Annotated in this window: 19 protein-coding genes; 15 read left to right on the plus strand and 4 right to left on the minus strand. The window is 59.4% G+C overall.

Translation table 11 applies throughout. The annotated features are described in order from the left end of the window. Nucleotides 1–79: 79 nt before the first annotated feature. Nucleotides 80–871 carry a hypothetical protein gene (locus tag J2Y39_RS03790; protein ID WP_071171526.1) on the minus strand — a complete coding sequence of 264 codons (792 nt, stop codon included), beginning with the start codon at nt 869–871 and terminating at the stop codon, nt 80–82. A 99-nt stretch (nt 872–970) separates the two neighbouring features. Next, entirely contained in the window at nt 971–1924 is a 954-nt protein-coding gene (locus tag J2Y39_RS03795; RefSeq protein WP_041479390.1) for an alpha/beta hydrolase, read from the minus strand. A 130-nt stretch (nt 1925–2054) separates the two neighbouring features. On the opposite strand from J2Y39_RS03795, the gene aroC reads away from it, so the two are divergent. The 5 genes from aroC (at nt 2055) to mtnC (ending at nt 6275) form a co-directional block, all read left to right on the plus strand. Further along, nucleotides 2055–3146, plus strand: coding sequence for a chorismate synthase (gene aroC, locus J2Y39_RS03800; protein WP_024012223.1), 1092 nt, complete (start codon nt 2055–2057; stop codon nt 3144–3146). Between the two features lie 34 nt (nt 3147–3180). Then, nucleotides 3181–4326 carry an MFS transporter gene (locus J2Y39_RS03805; RefSeq protein ID WP_073472596.1) on the plus strand — a complete coding sequence of 382 codons (1146 nt, stop codon included), beginning with the start codon at nt 3181–3183 and terminating at the stop codon, nt 4324–4326. After that, the gene (locus J2Y39_RS03810) at nt 4323–4949 is read left to right on the plus strand and encodes a methylthioribulose 1-phosphate dehydratase (RefSeq protein ID WP_024012225.1); all 627 of its coding nucleotides are present in this window, start codon (nt 4323–4325) and stop codon (nt 4947–4949) included. The genes J2Y39_RS03805 and J2Y39_RS03810 overlap by 4 nt, the downstream gene beginning before the upstream one ends. A gap of 92 nt (nt 4950–5041) precedes the next feature. Then, nucleotides 5042–5587 carry an acireductone dioxygenase gene (locus tag J2Y39_RS03815; RefSeq protein WP_038861971.1) on the plus strand — a complete coding sequence of 182 codons (546 nt, stop codon included), beginning with the start codon at nt 5042–5044 and terminating at the stop codon, nt 5585–5587. A gap of 4 nt (nt 5588–5591) precedes the next feature. After that, the gene (gene mtnC / locus J2Y39_RS03820; protein WP_056784055.1) at nt 5592–6275 is read left to right on the plus strand and encodes an acireductone synthase; all 684 of its coding nucleotides are present in this window, start codon (nt 5592–5594) and stop codon (nt 6273–6275) included. A 175-nt stretch (nt 6276–6450) separates the two neighbouring features. On the opposite strand, the gene J2Y39_RS03825 is transcribed toward mtnC, so the two are convergent. Further along, entirely contained in the window at nt 6451–6729 is a 279-nt protein-coding gene (locus tag J2Y39_RS03825) for a DUF3509 domain-containing protein (RefSeq protein ID WP_016773780.1), read from the minus strand. Nucleotides 6730–7114: 385 nt separating this feature from the next. Here J2Y39_RS03825 and J2Y39_RS03830 point away from each other — a divergent pair, with 385 nt between their 5' ends. From J2Y39_RS03830 to J2Y39_RS03875, 10 genes are all read left to right on the plus strand, one after another. Continuing rightward, the gene (locus J2Y39_RS03830; RefSeq protein ID WP_310215208.1) at nt 7115–8953 is read left to right on the plus strand and encodes a long-chain-acyl-CoA synthetase; all 1839 of its coding nucleotides are present in this window, start codon (nt 7115–7117) and stop codon (nt 8951–8953) included. 94 nt (nt 8954–9047) lie between these two features. After that, nucleotides 9048–9566, plus strand: a complete 519-nt coding sequence (locus tag J2Y39_RS03835) for an ankyrin repeat domain-containing protein (RefSeq protein ID WP_056784059.1) — start codon at nt 9048–9050, stop codon at nt 9564–9566. Nucleotides 9567–9724: 158 nt separating this feature from the next. Further along, entirely contained in the window at nt 9725–10255 is a 531-nt protein-coding gene (locus J2Y39_RS03840; protein ID WP_150741360.1) for a hypothetical protein, read from the plus strand. A gap of 71 nt (nt 10256–10326) precedes the next feature. Continuing rightward, nucleotides 10327–10518, plus strand: a complete 192-nt coding sequence (locus J2Y39_RS03845; RefSeq protein ID WP_016773784.1) for a PLDc N-terminal domain-containing protein — start codon at nt 10327–10329, stop codon at nt 10516–10518. Between the two features lie 241 nt (nt 10519–10759). Continuing rightward, nucleotides 10760–11635, plus strand: a complete 876-nt coding sequence (gene speE / locus J2Y39_RS03850; protein ID WP_016773785.1) for a polyamine aminopropyltransferase — start codon at nt 10760–10762, stop codon at nt 11633–11635. 288 nt (nt 11636–11923) lie between these two features. After that, the gene (locus J2Y39_RS03855) at nt 11924–12157 is read left to right on the plus strand and encodes a hypothetical protein (RefSeq protein ID WP_252877746.1); all 234 of its coding nucleotides are present in this window, start codon (nt 11924–11926) and stop codon (nt 12155–12157) included. A gap of 209 nt (nt 12158–12366) precedes the next feature. Then, on the plus strand, nt 12367–12714 hold the full coding sequence (locus J2Y39_RS03860) for a ribonuclease E inhibitor RraB (protein WP_003223226.1): 348 nt from the start codon (nt 12367–12369) through the stop codon (nt 12712–12714). A gap of 477 nt (nt 12715–13191) precedes the next feature. Continuing rightward, nucleotides 13192–14601, plus strand: coding sequence for a circularly permuted type 2 ATP-grasp protein (locus tag J2Y39_RS03865; protein ID WP_056784066.1), 1410 nt, complete (start codon nt 13192–13194; stop codon nt 14599–14601). Nucleotides 14602–14613: 12 nt separating this feature from the next. Then, nucleotides 14614–15564: an alpha-E domain-containing protein gene (locus J2Y39_RS03870; RefSeq protein ID WP_016773788.1), complete on the plus strand. Its 951-nt coding sequence runs from the start codon at nt 14614–14616 to the stop codon at nt 15562–15564. Next, nucleotides 15561–16364: a transglutaminase family protein gene (locus J2Y39_RS03875; protein ID WP_056784068.1), complete on the plus strand. Its 804-nt coding sequence runs from the start codon at nt 15561–15563 to the stop codon at nt 16362–16364. The genes J2Y39_RS03870 and J2Y39_RS03875 overlap by 4 nt, the downstream gene beginning before the upstream one ends. Nucleotides 16365–16485: 121 nt before the next feature. On the opposite strand, the gene J2Y39_RS03880 is transcribed toward J2Y39_RS03875, so the two are convergent. Then, nucleotides 16486–17307, minus strand: a complete 822-nt coding sequence (locus J2Y39_RS03880) for a cytochrome c (protein WP_252878162.1) — start codon at nt 17305–17307, stop codon at nt 16486–16488. Nucleotides 17308–17550 lie beyond the last annotated feature (243 nt).

Genomic DNA, 17550 nt, shown 5'->3' on the forward strand with positions numbered 1-17550 from the left:
CGTCCGCTTTTGGGATGCGGAGCGTCCCGGGCTGCATTCCCACGCAGAGCATGGGAACGATCAGTACGCGCTCAAGCCCTCAGCGGTGCGTAGCAATCCAGATCAACAACCCCGCCTGAAACACCGCAAACGCCACCAGACACGTAATGGTGAAGCGCAACCCGGCGTCTTCACGCTTGAACTTGCTGACTTTCTCTTCCTGCTTCTTCAGTTTCACTTCCTGCTCAGCCAGATTCTGTTCGGCCTGCTGCAGCATCTGCGCGGCTTCAAGAATCTCGACGATCTGCAGTTTTTCGCTGTTCCAGTCACCCAGCAGGTCACCGACCTGCACAGCCTTGATGCTGCCTTTCAAATGCTGGGCATCGGCGTAAGCCACATCGAAACCGTGCACGCGCAGGAAATGGTCGCGGCGCAAGCGAGTGTCTTCGTTGAGCGCATCCTTGTTGTTCAGGTCGATGCCGTCGACGGTATAGCCGGGCCAGCGCTTTTTCGCCCAATTGATGCCTTGCGCGGCCATGAAACGACCAATGCCGCGATTCAGCGGTTCGACCTGCAAGCCACTGTCGGGACCGAAACTCACACGTTTGCTCGCGTGGTCGACCCACACATCAAGATGATTTTGTTCTTTGCGCACACGCTGGTTGGGCAGCTTGATCGCCATGCGCATCAGGCTGCGCTCTTTGCTGTTGCGCTCGGCGTAACCGAATTCGACAAAGCGCAACGGCCGGCCACCGGTGTTGCGGTCGGTCTGCAGCGGCGCCAGGCGGAGCATCTTGTGGTGCTCGGCCTGAACGTCCGCCCACGGCAGTTCGACCGCTGGCGGTGCGTCTTTTTCAGCGCTGGTATCAGTTGAAGTCTGGGTTTCAGTCATAACGGCGAGATCCTGTCCAAGCCCTGCTTGCCGCCAGACGTTGCGCTGGCGACAAAGGCTTATCGGCCGTTTTCTGTGAGGCTGGAGGGTAAAACGCAGTTAACTTGCACGAATTCCGTCAATAAATTCGATGACGGCGGCGCCCAGTTCGGCGGCCAGGGGCAAATTCGGGTCCTTGTAGGAGGCCAATTGCCGCTTCATGTCGTTGTGGACGATGCGCAGCACGTGATTCATACCGTCGATCACTGTCAGTTGCGCGTCCGGTTTCGCCGCCTTGAGCAGCTTCGCGTCCTCGGTGCCGACCTGAATGTCGTTGCTGCCCTGGACAATCAGCGCCGGCATTTTCAGCTGGGCAAAGGCTTGCGCCGGGTCCTGACGGAACAGCGAAATCAGGTACGGCTGCACGCTCGGGCGAAAGATCACCTGCAACGGTTGCGGCACGTTGTCATCGGTGTGGCCGGCCTTGAGGCTGTCGAGCAGTTCGTTGCTGCGCAGCATCAGTGGTGGCGGCAGGCTGCGCGCCAACTGTTCGCGGATGACCTGGTCGACCGGGCGCGCGCTGCCGGACAGCGAGATCACCGCCGCTGCGTCCAGCTTCGGCGCGGCGAGGCTGGCAATCAGCGCGCCTTCGCTGTGGCCGAGCAGAATCAGTTTGCCGAAACGCGGATCGGCCTTGAGCTTCTGCCCCCACGCCACGGCGTCCGCCGCATAGCCTTCTACAGACAAATCACGTTCATCGGGAGCGGCCGCCAGGCTTGCCGCAACGCCACGCTTGTCGTAGCGCACGCTGGCGATGTTGTGTTTGGCCAGCACCCAGGCCAAGCGCTTGAGGCTGTCGTTACGCCCGCCGTCGGGGTTGTTTCCATCGCGATCTGTAGGACCCGAGCCAGAAATCATCAGAACAATCGGCACCGGGCTGTCGGACTTGGGCAGTAACAGCGAACCGAAAAGTTCGCCGCTGCCGGTGTCCAGAGTGACCGGGCGCTGTAGGACTGTCGCTTGGGCAAAGCCGGTAAAGAGGGTAAGACTCAAGATCAGAACTCGCAGCATCATCACGCCATCATTGGTCAAGGTGCCGGTTGGACTCGCCAGCACCACTAAGGTTCGAGGATGAACTACTCGGTTAGCCTGCGTATACTGGCGCGCATCAAGAATTCGGGTTTGATTTCACGGAGCGTCCTGCATGTCCGGCAATACCTACGGCAAGTTGTTCACTGTCACCACCGCTGGCGAAAGCCATGGTCCGGCGTTGGTCGCCATTGTCGACGGCTGCCCGCCGGGCCTGGAGATTTCCCTGGAAGATCTGCAGCGCGACCTCGATCGCCGCAAGCCTGGCACCAGCCGCCACACCACCCAGCGCCAGGAAGCCGATGAAGTCGAAATCCTCTCCGGCGTGTTCGAGGGCCGCACCACCGGTTGCTCGATCGGCCTGCTGATTCGCAATACCGACCAGAAGTCCAAGGACTACTCGGCGATCAAGGACCTGTTCCGCCCGGCTCACGCCGACTACACCTATCACCATAAATACGGCGAACGCGATTATCGCGGCGGTGGCCGCAGTTCCGCGCGGGAAACCGCCATGCGCGTGGCGGCCGGTGCGATCGCCAAGAAGTATCTGGCCAGTCAGGGCATCGTCATTCGCGGTTACATGAGCCAGCTCGGCCCGATCGAAATTCCGTTCAAGACCTGGGATTCGGTCGAAGAAAACGCCTTTTTCAGTCCTGACCCGGACAAGGTCCCGGAGCTGGAAGCGTACATGGACCAGTTGCGCCGCGATCAGGACTCGGTCGGGGCGAAGATCACCGTGGTCGCCGAAGGCGTGATGCCGGGTCTTGGCGAACCGATTTTCGACCGCCTCGACGCCGAACTGGCCCACGCGCTGATGAGCATCAACGCGGTCAAAGGCGTGGAGATCGGCGCCGGGTTCGCCTGTGTCGCCCAGCGTGGTACCGAACACCGCGATGAACTGACGCCGGAAGGATTCCTCAGCAACAACGCCGGCGGCATCCTCGGTGGCATCTCGTCCGGCCAGCCAATCGTTGCGCATCTGGCATTGAAACCGACCTCGAGCATCACCACCCCGGGCCGCTCGATCGACGTGAATGGCAACCCGGTCGACGTGATCACCAAGGGTCGTCACGACCCATGCGTCGGCATCCGCGCGACGCCGATCGCCGAAGCGATGATGGCCATCGTGCTGATGGATCACCTGCTGCGCCACCGTGGGCAGAACGCCGATGTGCGCGTGAGCACGCCGGTGCTGGGCCAGCTCTGATGGCCGCGCTCAAAGCCGTCGCGGCATAACCGGCGTGGCGGCGCTTCCTTACTGGCGGTTGTCCAGTTTCTATCTGTTCTATTTCGCCTTGCTCGGATCGACAGCGCCATTTCTGGCGCTGTACTTCGATCACCTCGGCTTCAGCGCCGCACGCATCGGCGAGCTGGTGGCGATTCCGATGCTGATGCGCTGCGTGGCGCCGAACATCTGGGGCTGGCTCGGCGATTACACCGGCAGGCGTCTGGCCATCGTGCGCTTCGGTGCGGTGTGCACGTTGCTGACCTTTTCGCTGATTTTCGTCAGCCAGACCTACGCCTGGCTGGCGATGGTCATGGCCCTGCATGCGTTCTTCTGGCATGCAGTGCTGCCGCAGTTCGAAGTCATTACCCTCGCGCATCTGCAGGGGCAAACATCGCGCTACAGCCAGATTCGCCTGTGGGGCTCCATCGGTTTCATCATCACAGTGGTAGTGCTGGGGCGGCTGTTCGAATGGCTGAGTCTGGACATCTACCCGGCTGCGCTGGTGCTGATCATGGCCGGTATCGTTCTCAGCAGCCTGTGGGTGCCGAATGCGCAGCCCGCGCAAGGCAATCGGCCGGCGGGTGAGGGCTTTCTCAAGCAATTGCGTCATCCCGGCGTGCTGGCGTTTTATGCTTGCGTCGCGCTGATGCAGGTCAGCCACGGGCCGTATTACACCTTTCTGACTTTGCACCTTGAACGCCTCGGTTACAGCCGTGGCGTCATCGGTATGCTCTGGGCCGTGGGTGTGGTGGCGGAAGTGCTGATGTTCATGGCCATGAGCCGCATTCTGGCGCGCTTTTCCCTGCGCCGGGTGCTGCTGGCGAGCTTCCTTCTGGCGGCGTTGCGTTGGGTGCTGCTCGGTTCGTTTGCGGAGTTTCTCTGGGTGTTGTTGTTCGCCCAGGTGTTGCATGCAGCGACATTCGGCAGCTTTCATGCGGCTGCCATCGCTTTCGTGCAACGTAGTTTCGGCGCCCGCCAGCAAGGCCAGGGCCAGGCGCTGTATGCGGCACTGGCCGGCACCGGCGGGGCGCTCGGCGCGCTGTATTCCGGCTACAGCTGGAATGCCCTCGGCGCAACATTGACCTTTAGTATTGCCAGTCTCGCAGCGCTTGCCGCTGCCGTTATCATTGCCACATGTATGCAAGAGGACAGGCCATGAGCCTTAGCCGTGAACAGCTCGCCCAGCAGATCGTTGACGCCGGGCGTTTTCTATATGGCCGTGGCTGGTCGCCAGCCACCAGCAGCAACTATTCGACACGCCTGTCGCCGAGCGAAGCGCTGTTGACCGTATCGGGCAAGCACAAGGGCCAGTTGGGTGTGGATGACGTGCTCGCTACCGATCTGTCCGGCAATAGCCTGGAGCCGGGCAAGAAACCCTCCGCCGAAACCTTGCTGCACACCCAGCTCTACAGTTGGCGCGCGGAAATCGGTGCGGTGCTGCACACCCATTCGGTGAATGCCACGGTGCTGTCGCGCCTGACCCCGGAAGATTTCATCGAGTTCGAAGACTACGAACTGCAAAAAGCCTTCAGCGGTATTTCCACCCATGAATCACGGGTGCGTGTGCCGATTTTCGACAACGATCAGGACATTGCGCGCCTCGCCGCCAAGGTGCAGCCTTGGCTCGACGCCCATCCCGATTGCGTCGGTTATCTGATTCGCGGCCATGGTCTCTACACATGGGGCGCGCAGATGAGCGACGCGCTGCGGCAGATCGAGGCTTTTGAATTCCTGTTTGAATGCGAGTTGAAAACCCGCAGCGTCATGAACCGCCAAGGCTGAGTTCATCTGAAACAGCCTGTTTGCCTGATGCCATGCGGCGCCCGACCGGTCTTCAAGAGCCGGACGGCGCCGCCGCTACCGAGGAATTGCCCATGAGCAGCCTGTCCGTTTATCACGTTTCCAGCCCTGAGATTCCCAATAAGGTGCTGACCCATTTCGAAGATATCGCCTCGACGCTGGCCGAGCAGGGCGTGCGTTTCGACCGCTGGCAGGCCGCCGCGAAGATTCAGCCCGGCGCCAGTCAGGAAGAGGTCATCAGCGCTTATAAAGAGCAGATCGACAAACTGATGACTGAGCGCGGTTACATTACGGTCGATGTGATCAGCCTCAACAGTGATCATCCGCAAAAAGCCGAGCTGCGCGCCAAGTTCCTCGAAGAGCACCGCCATGGCGAAGACGAAGTGCGATTTTTCGTCGCCGGTCGTGGCTTGTTTACCCTGCATATCGACGATTACGTCTACGCCGTGCTCTGTGAAAAGAACGACCTGATCTCGGTTCCGGCCGGCACCAAACACTGGTTCGACATGGGCGAGCATCCGCATTTCGTGGCGATTCGTCTGTTCAACAACCCGGAAGGCTGGGTTGCCAATTTCACCGGCGAAGACATCGCCGGTCGTTTCCCGCGTCTGGAGGACTGAAACCGTGTCGATCAAAGCCATCCTCACCGACATCGAAGGCACCACCAGCGCGGTGAGTTTCGTCTTCGACGTGCTGTTTCCCTACGCCGCCGAACATTTGCCCGACTTTGTGCGCCAGAACGCTTCGCGTGCTGATGTCGCCGAACAGCTCGACGCCGTGCGCCGAGACAGCAACGAGCCGCAGGCCGATGTCGAGCGGGTTGTTGAAATCCTCTTGAGCTGGATCGCTGAAGACCGCAAAGCCACGCCGCTCAAGGCGTTGCAAGGCATGGTCTGGGCGCAGGGCTATCAGGCCGGGCAGCTGAAAGGGCATGTTTATCCGGATGCTGTTGAAGCGCTGCAACGTTGGCATGCGGCCGGTTATCAACTGTTTGTTTACTCATCCGGCTCGATCCAGGCGCAGAAACTGATTTTCGGTTGCTCGGAGGCGGGGGATCTGACACCGCTGTTCAGCGGCTATTTCGACACCACATCAGGGCCGAAGCGTGAGGCGCAGTCCTACCGCAACATTCAACAGGCGGTGGGTGTTGAAGCCGATGAAATCCTGTTCCTCTCGGATATCGTCGAAGAGCTCGACGCTGCCCAGTCAGCCGGCATGAAAACCTGTGGCCTGGCGCGTGAAGGCGGTGAGTTGGCAGGACACGTGACGGTGGACAGCTTTACCGGGATCGAACCGGAAGCGTTCTGACCATTGCACACATCCCTGTAGGAGCTGTCGAGTGAAACGAGGCTGCAATCTTTCGATTTACGCATGAAATCAAGATCAAAAGATCGCAGCGTGCCGCAGCTCCTACAAAAATCATGCGCACATAAAAACAGGCCGTGAAGCGCATGCTCCACGGCCTGTTTTTGTTTAAAGCCAATTACAGCGAGTGATAGGTCGGCAGAGCAAAACGCTGCTGGCTCTGCAGCATCGCAATTTGCGGCAGCTCGCTGGCTTGTTCGGCCAGGTCGCGGCGGATCGCGCTGATCGCCCACGACAGTTGGTCACCGGCATGCAGTTGCTGATACGAGAGGGCGCGTTTGAAGACTTTGCCGTCGCTGCTACGCAGTGTGAGCAGGATGCCACCGTCAGGACGCGGGGCAGTGCTGACTTCGTAGTTGGAGAACAGCGATGTAAATTTTTCTTGAATCAGGCTCATGTCATCAGCTCCGTATGTACTTGAATGGCAAGCATGCGGAGGTAGTTGCAGCGTTTGTGCCAGTATTGATGCGAATAAATTCCCTTTAAAATCAACAAGTTGAAAGTAGTTCATTTTGCAGGCGTCGTGCAATCTGCATGAATTGCCATCGTGCATCCTGCATTTTGCGTGATTTTTCTCCGTACAACGGAACCAAACGTCCGTACCAGAATCCGCTCTTCCCCGGAGGCGCGACGGGATACAAATCATTGCAAAAACCGCGTGTACAGCCCCGCGAGCACTGACGTACTTTCCTTCTCGACCCACGGCGTAAACGCGTCGGTCGCAGTCATTACCCGATAACAAGAACAGCGGTCTGCACGTCAAGATCGAACGGGGAGCTTTCATGCGTCACGCACCAAGCGACACGATTACCTGGGGCATGATGCTCCGCAAACTGCCGATGATCGCCAAGGCCATCCCCCGGGTGGTCAAAGGCATGAAGGTGGCCAACGTCACGGATCCGACCCAAACGTGTGGCCTGGGCTGGACGTTCGAGCAGGCGACGCTGCGCAATCCCGATGGTGTGGCGTTATTGCAGGGCGACGTGGCGTTGACCTACACACAGGTCAACCAGTGGGCCAATCGCATTGCGCATTATCTGAGCGAGCAAGGTATCGGCAAAGGCGATGTGGTCGCGGTGTTCATCGAGAACCGTGCGGAATTACTGGTGACAATCCTGGCGCTGGCCAAGCTCGGCGCGGTCAGTGCGCTGCTCAACACCTCATTGATGCGCGACACGCTTGTTCACAGCATCAATCTGGTTGCGCCTGTGGCCATCGTGGTCGGGGAAGAACTGACCGCTGCCTATGCCGGCGTGCGTGATCAGGTAGCGATCGCAGCGCCCCGCACCTGGTTTGTCGCTGATCAGGACACATACAGCCACCCGGGCATCGCGCCCGAGGATTACGTCAATCTGATCAGCGCCAGTGCTGACGCCAGCAGCGATAACCCGCCGAGCAGCGCGCAAGTATTCTTCTACGATCCGTGTTTCTACATCTACACCTCCGGCACCACCGGTCTGCCCAAGGCCGGGGTTTTCAAGCACGGACGGTGGATGCGCAGTTCGGCGAGCTTCGGCATGATCGCCCTCGATATGCGCCCGGATGATGTCGTTTACTGCACCTTGCCGCTGTATCACGCCACAGGTCTGTGCGTGTGTTGGGGATCGGCGATCAACGGCGCCTCGGGTTTCGCCATCCGCCGCAAATTCAGCGCCAGCCAGTTCTGGAATGATGTGCGCCGCTATCGCGCGACCACCATCGGCTATGTTGGCGAATTGTGCCGCTACCTGGTCGAGCAACCGGTCAGCGTCGATGACAGCCGTCACGATGTGCGCAAGATGATCGGCAATGGCCTGCGTCCTGGTGCCTGGGCCGAGTTCAAATCACGTTTTGCGGTGGAGCATATCTGTGAGCTGTACGCGGCCAGCGACGGCAACATCGGTTTCACCAACATCCTCAATTTCGACAACACCGTCGGGTTTTCCCTGATGGCCTGGGAACTGGTCGCTTACGACCATGACAGTGGCGAGCCGTTGCGCGGCGAAGATGGTTTCATGCGCAAGGTCGGCAAGGGCGAGCAAGGCCTGCTGCTGGCGCGGATCGACGAAAAAGCGCCGCTGGACGGTTACACCGATCCGCAGAAAACCGCGCGCGTCGTCCTCCACGATGTGTTCAACAAGGGCGATCGCTTTTTCAACACCGGCGACCTGCTGCGCAACATCGGTTTCGGCCATGCTCAATTTGTTGATCGCCTCGGCGATACGTATCGCTGGAAGGGTGAAAACGTGTCGACCACCGAAGTCGAAAACCTGTTGCTGCAACATCCATTGATTGCTGAAGCTGTGGCCTACGGTGTCGAAATCCCCAACACCAACGGGCGCGCCGGCATGGCCGCCATCACTCCTGCGGAATCCTTGGCCACGCTGGATTTCGCTGAATTGCTGAGTTTCGTTCGGCAACGTATGCCGGCTTATGCCGTGCCGTTGTTCCTGCGGGTGAAAGTGAAAATGGAAACCACCGGCACGTTCAAGTACCAGAAGACTCGCCTGAAAACAGAAGGCTTCGATCCCGGCCTCACGGGCGATGACCCGATCTTCGCCTGGCTGCCGGGCAGCGAAACTTATGTGCATGTCAGTGAGCAAATCCTCGCTGAAATTCAACAAGGCAAACATCGGTATTGAGCGTGGCTATCGGGACGCTCGGAAAAAACCGAGTGACAGGCACCGTCGCGCTCGGGAAACTGTCGGCTTCCGATAGACCGAAATGGAGTGCCACATGTCTGACCAAAGCCGCCAGATGACCCCTGAAGAAGCTGCCGAATTCACCGAGCAGGTTTTCAACAAGGCGCGCGACGGTGATGCCGAGATGCTTGATCGCCTGGTCACCGCCGGGCTGCCGGTGAACCTGAAAAACAGCAAGGGCGACACCTTGTTGATGCTCGCCAGCTACTACGGCCATGTTGATGCGGTGAAGGTTCTGCTTAAACACAAAGCCGATCCGGAAATGCGCAATGGCAACGGCCAGAGCCCGATTGCCGGCGCTGCGTTCAAAGGCGATCTGGCGGTGGTCAAGGCGCTGGTCGAGGCGGGCGCCGAAATTGAAGGTTCTTCCTTCGACGGCCGCACGGCGCTGATGATGGCGGCGATGTTCAACCGCGTTGAAATCGTCGATTACCTGATCGGCCAGGGTGCTGACCCGAGAGCCAAGGACGCCAATGGCGTGACCGCGCTGGATGCGGCGCGGACCATGGGTGCAGTCGATACCACTGCGCAGCTGGAAAAGTTGTTGGCCTGATAAACGATCAAAAGATCGCAGCCTGCGGCAGCTCCTACACTTGATGCGTTCGCCAAGTGAACGCAGGACCTGTAGGAGCTGCCGAAGGCTGCGATCTTTTGCTTTTCTGCGCTATTCTTCGCGCCCGAAATTCTACTGTCACTACAGGATCCGCCCTCATGAAAGCCGCACTCGTCGAACTCATCAGCAAAATCAGCTCCGGCTGCATGGGCGAGGACGAGATCCTGAAAGTGGCCGACGAAGCCGCGCAGGCCTACGCCGATGCCAATGCTTTTCTGGCCGCCAATCCGGACATCAACTACGACGACACATTCCCGATCCCGCTGGGTGAGTGGGTAGTGGTCGGCAGCCTGCCGGAAACTGTGCTGTTCCAGGCCGATACCTATGTCGATCTGTTCGCACAAATCGTTGCTTCGTTTGGCCCCGGTGTGGATTTCAACCTCAAGCCCAAACAACTGGCCAAGACCGAAGCACTGACCGCACTCAACCGCATCCAGGTGCAGATGAGCAGCCTGAACAAGGAAAACGGCGGTTACACGTTGATGAACTTCAGCCAGTTGCTCGACGATGAGCTACAAATGGTCCTGGTCTACGGCAACGATGTGCCCCGCGTGCTGGAGTTATGCGCCGAGATTGGCATCGCCGCTGCGCCAGCGCTGGAAGCCTTGAAGGTCGCCGTTCACGTCTGAACGCAATAAAAGGGAACCCTGCGCGCGACCGTCTATCCTAAAAGTGCATGCCACTATTCTGGAGCGACACCATGGGTTCCACGTTCAACGGTCTGATCGGCCTGATCATCCTTGCCCTCGATATCTGGGCCATCATCAATGTGCTCAAAAGCGGCGCCTCCACCGGGATGAAAATCGTCTGGGTGTTGCTGATTATCCTCCTGCCGGTGCTGGGCCTGATCATCTGGGCGATTGCCGGGCCACGGGGTAACGTCCGGATCTGAGCTGATTTTCGATCACACGGTCATCCCTGTGGGAGCGAGCCTGCTCGCGAAGACGTTGTGTCAGTCGCCATCACCGGCAACTGATACTCCGCTTTCGCGAGCAGGCTCGCTCCCACAGTGGTTTGCGCTGGTAAAAAACAACCGGAGGTTCGACCTGTCATCTTCGGCAACGTAGAATGCGCGCCTTTCCCGGGCAATCGTCCCCACGATGGCGCCCGCGCATTTATCGGAGCACTTGACCATGACCGTCACCAAGACCAGCGAGTACCTGGAAACCCTCTACGAAGGCTACGGCCAGCGTTTTCGCATGGAAAAACTGCTGCACGAAGTGCGCACCGAACACCAGCATCTGGTGATCTTCCAGAACCCGCGCATGGGCCGGGTGATGGCGCTGGACGGCGTGATCCAGACCACCGAGGCCGACGAATTCATCTACCACGAAATGCTCACCCACGTGCCGATCCTTGCTCACGGCACCGCCAAGCGCGTGCTGATCATCGGCGGCGGTGACGGCGGCATGTTGCGCGAAGTGACCAAACACGCCGGCGTCGAGCACATCACCATGGTCGAAATCGACGGCACTGTGGTCGACATGTGCAAGGAATTCCTGCCGAACCATTCCGCCGGAGCCTACGACGATCCGCGCCTGAACCTGGTGATCGATGACGGCATGCGTTTCGTCGCCACCACCACTGAAAAATTCGACGTGATCATCTCCGACTCCACCGACCCGATCGGCCCGGGCGAAGTGCTGTTCTCGGAGAACTTCTACCAGGCGTGCCACCGCTGCCTGAACGAAGGCGGCATCCTCGTGACTCAGAACGGCACGCCGTTCATGCAAATCGACGAAGTCAAAACCACCGCCGGTCGCCTGCGCAGCCTGTTCCCGGACTGGCACTTCTACCAGGCCGCCGTGCCGACCTACATCGGCGGCTCGATGACCTTCGCCTGGGGCTCGACCAACCCGGCCTACCGCAAGCTCAGCCGTGAAACCCTGCAACAGCGCTTCATCGGCAGCGGCATCGTCACCCGTTACTACAATCCGGAAATCCACATCGGCGCGTTCGCCTTGCCGCAATACGTGCTGCAAGCGGTCAACAAGCCAAGCAACGACTGATCACTCTGAAGTCGCTCTGCAAGGGAGCTTTTGTGGCGAGGGGATCTATCCCCGTTGGGATGCGCAGCATCCGTGAACCGGCCTGCGCGGTGTCTCCGTTAAACCGCAATGGACGGCATTACGACTGCTGCGCAGCCGAACGGGGATAAATCCCCTCGCCACAGAGTCCGCCCTATCGATCGGATGGTTATTTTCACCGTTGGCGGCTGTAATCCTTTTGAACCAACTATCGCGGAAAAAAGTCGAGATAGAGGTAAGCCCATTTACGGGTTGATCGAGGAGGCACTGATGCAAAAGTGGAAAGTCACTTTCGTGGATGATCACGGCGAAATTGTTGATGAAGTCTTCGAACGTGAGGAATGCCCGTCCGATGATGAAGCCGCGCGGCTGATCAAGGAGCGGCTTCTTCCGGTCGCCGCCCAGCTGGATCTCAACGACCTGCAAGGGCGCACCACCGATGCCGAGGTGAAAAACCTCAAGACCCAGAACGGCATCGAAATCCGCAGCATCACCCCTGTCTGAACACTTCCTGTCATCTCGTAAACCAGGCCTTGGCAGCGGCGCTCTCTTGGGGCTACTCTGCAAGCGAGATCAGCGAATGGATCGCTAAGGTCTGGTCTTGTCAGCTACATGCTTGTTTCCCGCGCGCAACCACGTTGCCGTAGTACTTAGGCCAAAAGGCCCGGGGCGGGAATACGGAAAGTCTATCCATCAATCGAGGGGGACGATTCATGAGCACAGCCTATCAAGAAGACATCAGCAGCAACGTTCTGCGCCGCATGAAAGAAGGCGGCTTCGATTTTTCCCGGTTCCATCCCATCGAGTTCTACGCGATTTTCCCGGACGAGGAGCGGGCGCGCAGGGCAGCAGGCAAATTTCGCGGTGAATCCATCAATGCCCAGGTCAGTGCGCGCGACGACGGCGCCTGGTCGCTGGAATTGAGCAAAGTGATGTACGCAACCTATGACGACATCGGCGATTTCGAGCAAGGCTTTTCTGCCGTGGTCGAACCGCTGGGCGGCATTATCGAGGGTTGGGGCGTGAAGCAGGAGGTGCGCAATCGTTACCGGTTGAATTGATATTGCGCATTGTTTGTCGGGCAACGGCTGACCTTCGGGTCGGCCGTTGTCGTTTCTGGCTTCTGCACATCGCAGTGGCAAAACCCTGAAACAAGAATCCCGGGCAAAAAAAAGCCACCGGAGAGGGTGGCTAAAAGGGAAGACGGGTGTGCAATAAAGTCCTGTCGGGACGGGGCTGCCAAGGCAGTTCAGATCAGTTGAGCTGACTACTTCGCGACGGCGTGCCGGGGAAGTTTTGCAGCGAATGCGCGGATTATCCGCAATCGCGGCCGGGCAGTGAAATCAACTCTGACTATGCTGGTGATAGGCGATGCAGTGCGTCGCAATGAAGCGGGGGCAATCGGGCCGGGGCATTTGCCGCACAGGAATGGTGCGCAGCGTTCGGCGTGGATCTACAACCGATTGAAATCAAAGCGTTTATGCCGATGGCACGGGCCTTGCGAAGGCCTGTATGTCCGGAGTGACAAGGAGTACGGCATGATCCGCACCTATTTTGACGAGATGTACGATGCCGGTGGCCTGGTCCGCCCGCATTACCGGGAATTTGCCCGCTGGCTGGCCGAGACGCCCGACGAGCTGCTCGCGCAGCGCCGCCGCGAGGCCGATCTGTTGTTTCACCGGGCCGGGATCACCTTCACGCTCTATGGCGACGAGCAGGGCACCGAGCGCCTGATTCCGTTCGACACCATTCCCCGCAGCATTCCCGCCAGTGAATGGCGGATTGTCGAGCGCGGCTGCATCCAGCGGGTCAAGGCGTTGAACATGTTTCTCGCTGACCTCTACCACGAGCAGCGCATCATCAAGGCCGGGATTATTCCCGCCGAACAGGTGCTGGCCAACGAGCAATACCAGTTGGCAATGCAGGGCCTGGATCTGCACCGCGACATCTACTCGCATATCTCCGGCGTCGATCTGGTACGCGATGGCGATGGCACTTATTACGTTCTCGAAGACAACCTGCGCACACCCAGCGGCGTCAGCTACATGCTCGAAGATCGCAAGATGATGATGCGTCTGTTCCCCGAACTGTTCTCCGCCCAGCGCATCGCCCCGATCGATCACTATCCCAATCTTCTGCTCGACACTCTCAAAAGCTCGAGCCCGATCGACAATCCCAGCGTGGTGGTGCTGACGCCGGGACGCTTCAACAGCGCGTTCTTCGAACATGCGTTTCTGGCGCGGGAAATGGGCGTTGAACTGGTGGAAGGCGCAGATCTGTTCGTGCGTGACGACAAGGTGTTCATGCGCACCACCGATGGCCCGAAAGCGGTCGACGTAATCTATCGGCGCCTCGACGACGCATTCCTCGATCCTCTGGCATTCAACCCGGATTCGATGCTCGGTGTGCCGGGGCTGCTGTCGTCCTATCGCTCCGGCAACGTGGTGCTGGCCAATGCCATCGGCACCGGGGTCGCGGACGATAAATCGGTTTACCCGTTTGTCACCGACATGATCCGTTTTTACCTCGACGAAGAGCCGATCCTGAAAAACGTGCCGACCTGGCAATGCCGCAACCCGTCCGAGCTGTCCCACGTACTGGCCAATCTTGCGGATTTGGTCGTCAAGGAAACCCAGGGCTCCGGCGGTTACGGGATGCTGGTCGGACCGGCCGCGACGACGGCGGAAATCGATGCCTTTCGCGAGCGCATCAAAGCCAAACCCCATGCCTACATTGCGCAACCGACACTATCGCTGTCGACCTGTCCGACCTTTGTCGAAAACGGCATCGCGCCGCGCCATATCGACTTGCGTCCGTTCGTGCTGTCCGGCCGCGAAACCCGTGTGGTGCCTGGCGGTTTGACCCGTGTCGCGTTGCGTGAAGGCTCCCTGGTGGTGAACTCCTCCCAGGGCGGCGGGACCAAGGACACCTGGGTAGTCGAGGATTGAAGGAAGCTTGCCATGTTAAGTAGAACTGCCTCGGATCTGTACTGGATGTCGCGTTACCTGGAGCGTGCGGAGAATCTCGCGCGCATGCTCGACATCAGCTATTCGCTGTCGCTGATGCCGCAGGACGGGCGCGGCGATGGTCTGCATGAACTCGCCATGCCGTTGCTGATCACCGGCACCTTGGACGATTACCTTGAACGCCACGGTGACCTGCACGCTGAACGCTTGCTGCATTTCTTCGCACTGGACGCGGCCAACCCGGCCAGTATCTACAGCTGCCTTGGTGCAGCGCGGGCCAGTGCCCATGCCGTGCGCGGGCGAATCACTGCCGACATGTGGGAAAACATCAATGCGACCTGGCTGGAAATTCGTGGCATCGCCGAACAGGGCCTGAGCCGCTATGGCATGAGCCGTTTCTGCGAATGGATCAAGGAGCGTTCGCACCTGTTTCGTGGCGCCTCATACGGCACGATCATGCGCAACGACGCGTTTCGCTTTATTCGTCTGGGCACGTTTATCGAGCGCGCGGACAACACGCTGCGCCTGCTTGATGCCCGTTACGAAATGGCCGGCGATCAGGCCGAAGCAGTCAGCGACGGCACGGCGCACGCCTATTACCAATGGAGTGCGCTGCTGCGGGCCTTGTCCTCATTCGAGGCCTACACCGAAATCTACCGCGACGCGCCCGGCGCCCGGCATGTCGCCGAATTGCTGCTGTTGCGCGCCGATGTGCCGCGTTCGCTGCGTGCCTGTACAGAAGAGATTGACCAGATCCTCGCGCAACTGCCCGGCGCCAACGGCCGCCCGGCACAACGCCTGGCGGCGGAAATGGATGCGCGCCTGCGTTACACCGGCATCAACGAAATTCTCGAAGAAGGCCTGCACGCCTGGCTGACCGAATTCATCCCGCTGGTGCGCCAGTTGGGCAACGCCATTCACAGTTCCTATCTGGAGGCTGCATGAGACTTTCCATAAGCCACGAGACCACCTATCACTACGAAGATCAGGTGCGCGCGAGCATCCAGTACCTGCGCCTGACACCCCACGACAGCGAGCGTCAGCATGTCCTCAGTTGGCAACTCGACTTGCCGCGTCCGGTGCGTGCGCAGCTCGATCCGTTTGGCAACATCCTGCATGTGCTGACCATGGACGAGCCGCACGAAGCGATCATCATCGGCGCCCGTGGTCAGGTCGATATCGATGAATTGCGCGAGGCCGAACATGAGAGCCAGTCGGCGCTGCCGTTCCTGCGCTTCACGCGCCTGACCGAAGCCGACGAAGCCTTGCGCGAGTTTGCCGCGAAGAACTGCAAGCAGCGGCGAGACCGCACCGCGCTGATCGACTTGATGCACGGTCTGAATCAGCACATGAGCTACACGCCGGGCTCTACCGAAGTCGACACCAGCGCCGCCGAAGCTTTCGCCGGTCGGGCCGGGGTCTGTCAGGATCATGCCCACGCCTTTCTAGCCTGCGCGCGCAGTCTCGGCGTGCCGTCGCGTTACGTGTCGGGTTATCTGTACAGCGAAGATTGCGAGCATCTGGCCAGCCATGCCTGGGCGGAAGCGTGGCTGGATGACGCGTGGTACAGCTTCGACGTGACCAACCAGCTGGCGCGCCCTGAGCGACACCTGAAGCTGGCGGTGGGCCTGGATTATCTCGATGCCTGCCCGGTCCGTGGCATGCGCCGGGGCGGCGGCTGCGAGCAGATGCACGCCAAGGTGTTCGTCTCGCCGACACCGGTTATTTCCGTGCAGCAACAATAGATTCGGGATACCGCTATCGCTGGCAAGCCAGCTCCCACAGGATGACCGCTGATTCGAACTCTGCGCATACCCTGTGGGAGCTGGCTTGCCAGCGAAGAGGCCAGTAATAACACCCTAAGGCTTACGGCTTAACTTTGCGCCCGGCCATATGCTTGAGATAGCCCACCAGCATTTCAAGATCTGTATCCGGCAATACCTCAGCAGAAAACCCCGGCATCTTCGCCTGCGGCCACTGACGCAAACTCTGCGGATCGCGGATGTAGCGCTTCAAGAAATCCGCCCCGAAATACTCGGTCGGGCTATACGGAATATTCAGATCCGGACCGAACTGCGCGTCTCCGGCACCATTCAACCGGTGACAGGCCAGGCAGTTTTTTTGAAACAGGGCAAAACCCTGGTTCACCGGATCATCGGCCTTCAAGGCAGGATCGGGCAGCAGGGCAGGAAAGCGTTGGGCCACCGGCGCCATCAGCTTGATACTGGCGACTTCGAACGGCCACTGCTCGGGGCTGATATTGCCCGCCTGCGGATCGGTCCAGACCAGATAGAACGGCCCGGCGCTGTGCTTGCCGGCTGACAGCGGTGGCCACGGCTGCGCCGGATCCTCGATCGCCAGCCATGCCCGCGCGCCGTCCTTGTTCAGCAAGGGCGCGGCGGCCAACTCTGCGGCAAAGCCATCCAGCGCCACCGCCTGCAAGTGATCCTCCGGCTTGACCCCCGTCAGCAATGCGGCCAGCGGCACGGCCTGATAGGTCATGTCCTTCTTATAGGAAACATCATTGTTGATCGTGAGAGTTTGCAGCTGAGGATGCTTGAGCAGCTCTTCGGTCTGCCAGGTGCGGCTGTTTGCGCCCAACTGCAGATCCAGTTGTGCGGCGGACAAGGGCAAGCTCAGCAGCAAGGCACCGAGCGCAATGAGCGTTTTCAAATGATCGCCGTCCATGTCGAGGAAGTGCGCAAAGGTTGGCACAACCACGCTGGCCCGGGTAGCGGGCCAGTCACATTTTCATTGGCGATATACAGCACGCGACGTTTGAATCAGCCGATGACCTTGGTCAGATTCGGCAAGATCAACAACAGCGTCGTGGCGAAAAGAATGAGTCCTGCTTGACGTACTTTCGGTTGTTTGAACATGGCTTGACCGCCTTTATTGTTATTTCCTGATGCATGCCTGACTGCATTTCCC

Source organism: Pseudomonas sp. 2957 (genome assembly GCF_031456345.1).
Taxonomy (GTDB): domain Bacteria; phylum Pseudomonadota; class Gammaproteobacteria; order Pseudomonadales; family Pseudomonadaceae; genus Aquipseudomonas; species Aquipseudomonas siliginis.

What these genes read in the sequence shown, in the direction of transcription:
- aroC (WP_024012223.1), top strand. Translation starts at nt 2,055, where the DNA reads ATGTCCGGCAATACCTACGGCAAGTTGTTCACTGTCACCACCGCTGGC.
- J2Y39_RS03865 (WP_056784066.1), top strand. Translation starts at nt 13,192, where the DNA reads ATGATCCGCACCTATTTTGACGAGATGTACGATGCCGGTGGCCTGGTC.
- J2Y39_RS03880 (WP_252878162.1), bottom strand. Translation starts at nt 17,307, where the DNA reads ATGGACGGCGATCATTTGAAAACGCTCATTGCGCTCGGTGCCTTGCTG.
- J2Y39_RS03840 (WP_150741360.1), top strand. Translation starts at nt 9,725, where the DNA reads ATGAAAGCCGCACTCGTCGAACTCATCAGCAAAATCAGCTCCGGCTGC.
- J2Y39_RS03790 (WP_071171526.1), bottom strand. Translation starts at nt 871, where the DNA reads ATGACTGAAACCCAGACTTCAACTGATACCAGCGCTGAAAAAGACGCA.
- J2Y39_RS03810 (WP_024012225.1), top strand. Translation starts at nt 4,323, where the DNA reads ATGAGCCTTAGCCGTGAACAGCTCGCCCAGCAGATCGTTGACGCCGGG.
- J2Y39_RS03860 (WP_003223226.1), top strand. Translation starts at nt 12,367, where the DNA reads ATGAGCACAGCCTATCAAGAAGACATCAGCAGCAACGTTCTGCGCCGC.
- J2Y39_RS03825 (WP_016773780.1), bottom strand. Translation starts at nt 6,729, where the DNA reads ATGAGCCTGATTCAAGAAAAATTTACATCGCTGTTCTCCAACTACGAA.
- J2Y39_RS03815 (WP_038861971.1), top strand. Translation starts at nt 5,042, where the DNA reads ATGAGCAGCCTGTCCGTTTATCACGTTTCCAGCCCTGAGATTCCCAAT.
- J2Y39_RS03855 (WP_252877746.1), top strand. Translation starts at nt 11,924, where the DNA reads ATGCAAAAGTGGAAAGTCACTTTCGTGGATGATCACGGCGAAATTGTT.
- J2Y39_RS03870 (WP_016773788.1), top strand. Translation starts at nt 14,614, where the DNA reads ATGTTAAGTAGAACTGCCTCGGATCTGTACTGGATGTCGCGTTACCTG.
- J2Y39_RS03875 (WP_056784068.1), top strand. Translation starts at nt 15,561, where the DNA reads ATGAGACTTTCCATAAGCCACGAGACCACCTATCACTACGAAGATCAG.
- J2Y39_RS03830 (WP_310215208.1), top strand. Translation starts at nt 7,115, where the DNA reads ATGCGTCACGCACCAAGCGACACGATTACCTGGGGCATGATGCTCCGC.
- J2Y39_RS03795 (WP_041479390.1), bottom strand. Translation starts at nt 1,924, where the DNA reads ATGATGCTGCGAGTTCTGATCTTGAGTCTTACCCTCTTTACCGGCTTT.
- J2Y39_RS03845 (WP_016773784.1), top strand. Translation starts at nt 10,327, where the DNA reads ATGGGTTCCACGTTCAACGGTCTGATCGGCCTGATCATCCTTGCCCTC.
- J2Y39_RS03835 (WP_056784059.1), top strand. Translation starts at nt 9,048, where the DNA reads ATGTCTGACCAAAGCCGCCAGATGACCCCTGAAGAAGCTGCCGAATTC.
- speE (WP_016773785.1), top strand. Translation starts at nt 10,760, where the DNA reads ATGACCGTCACCAAGACCAGCGAGTACCTGGAAACCCTCTACGAAGGC.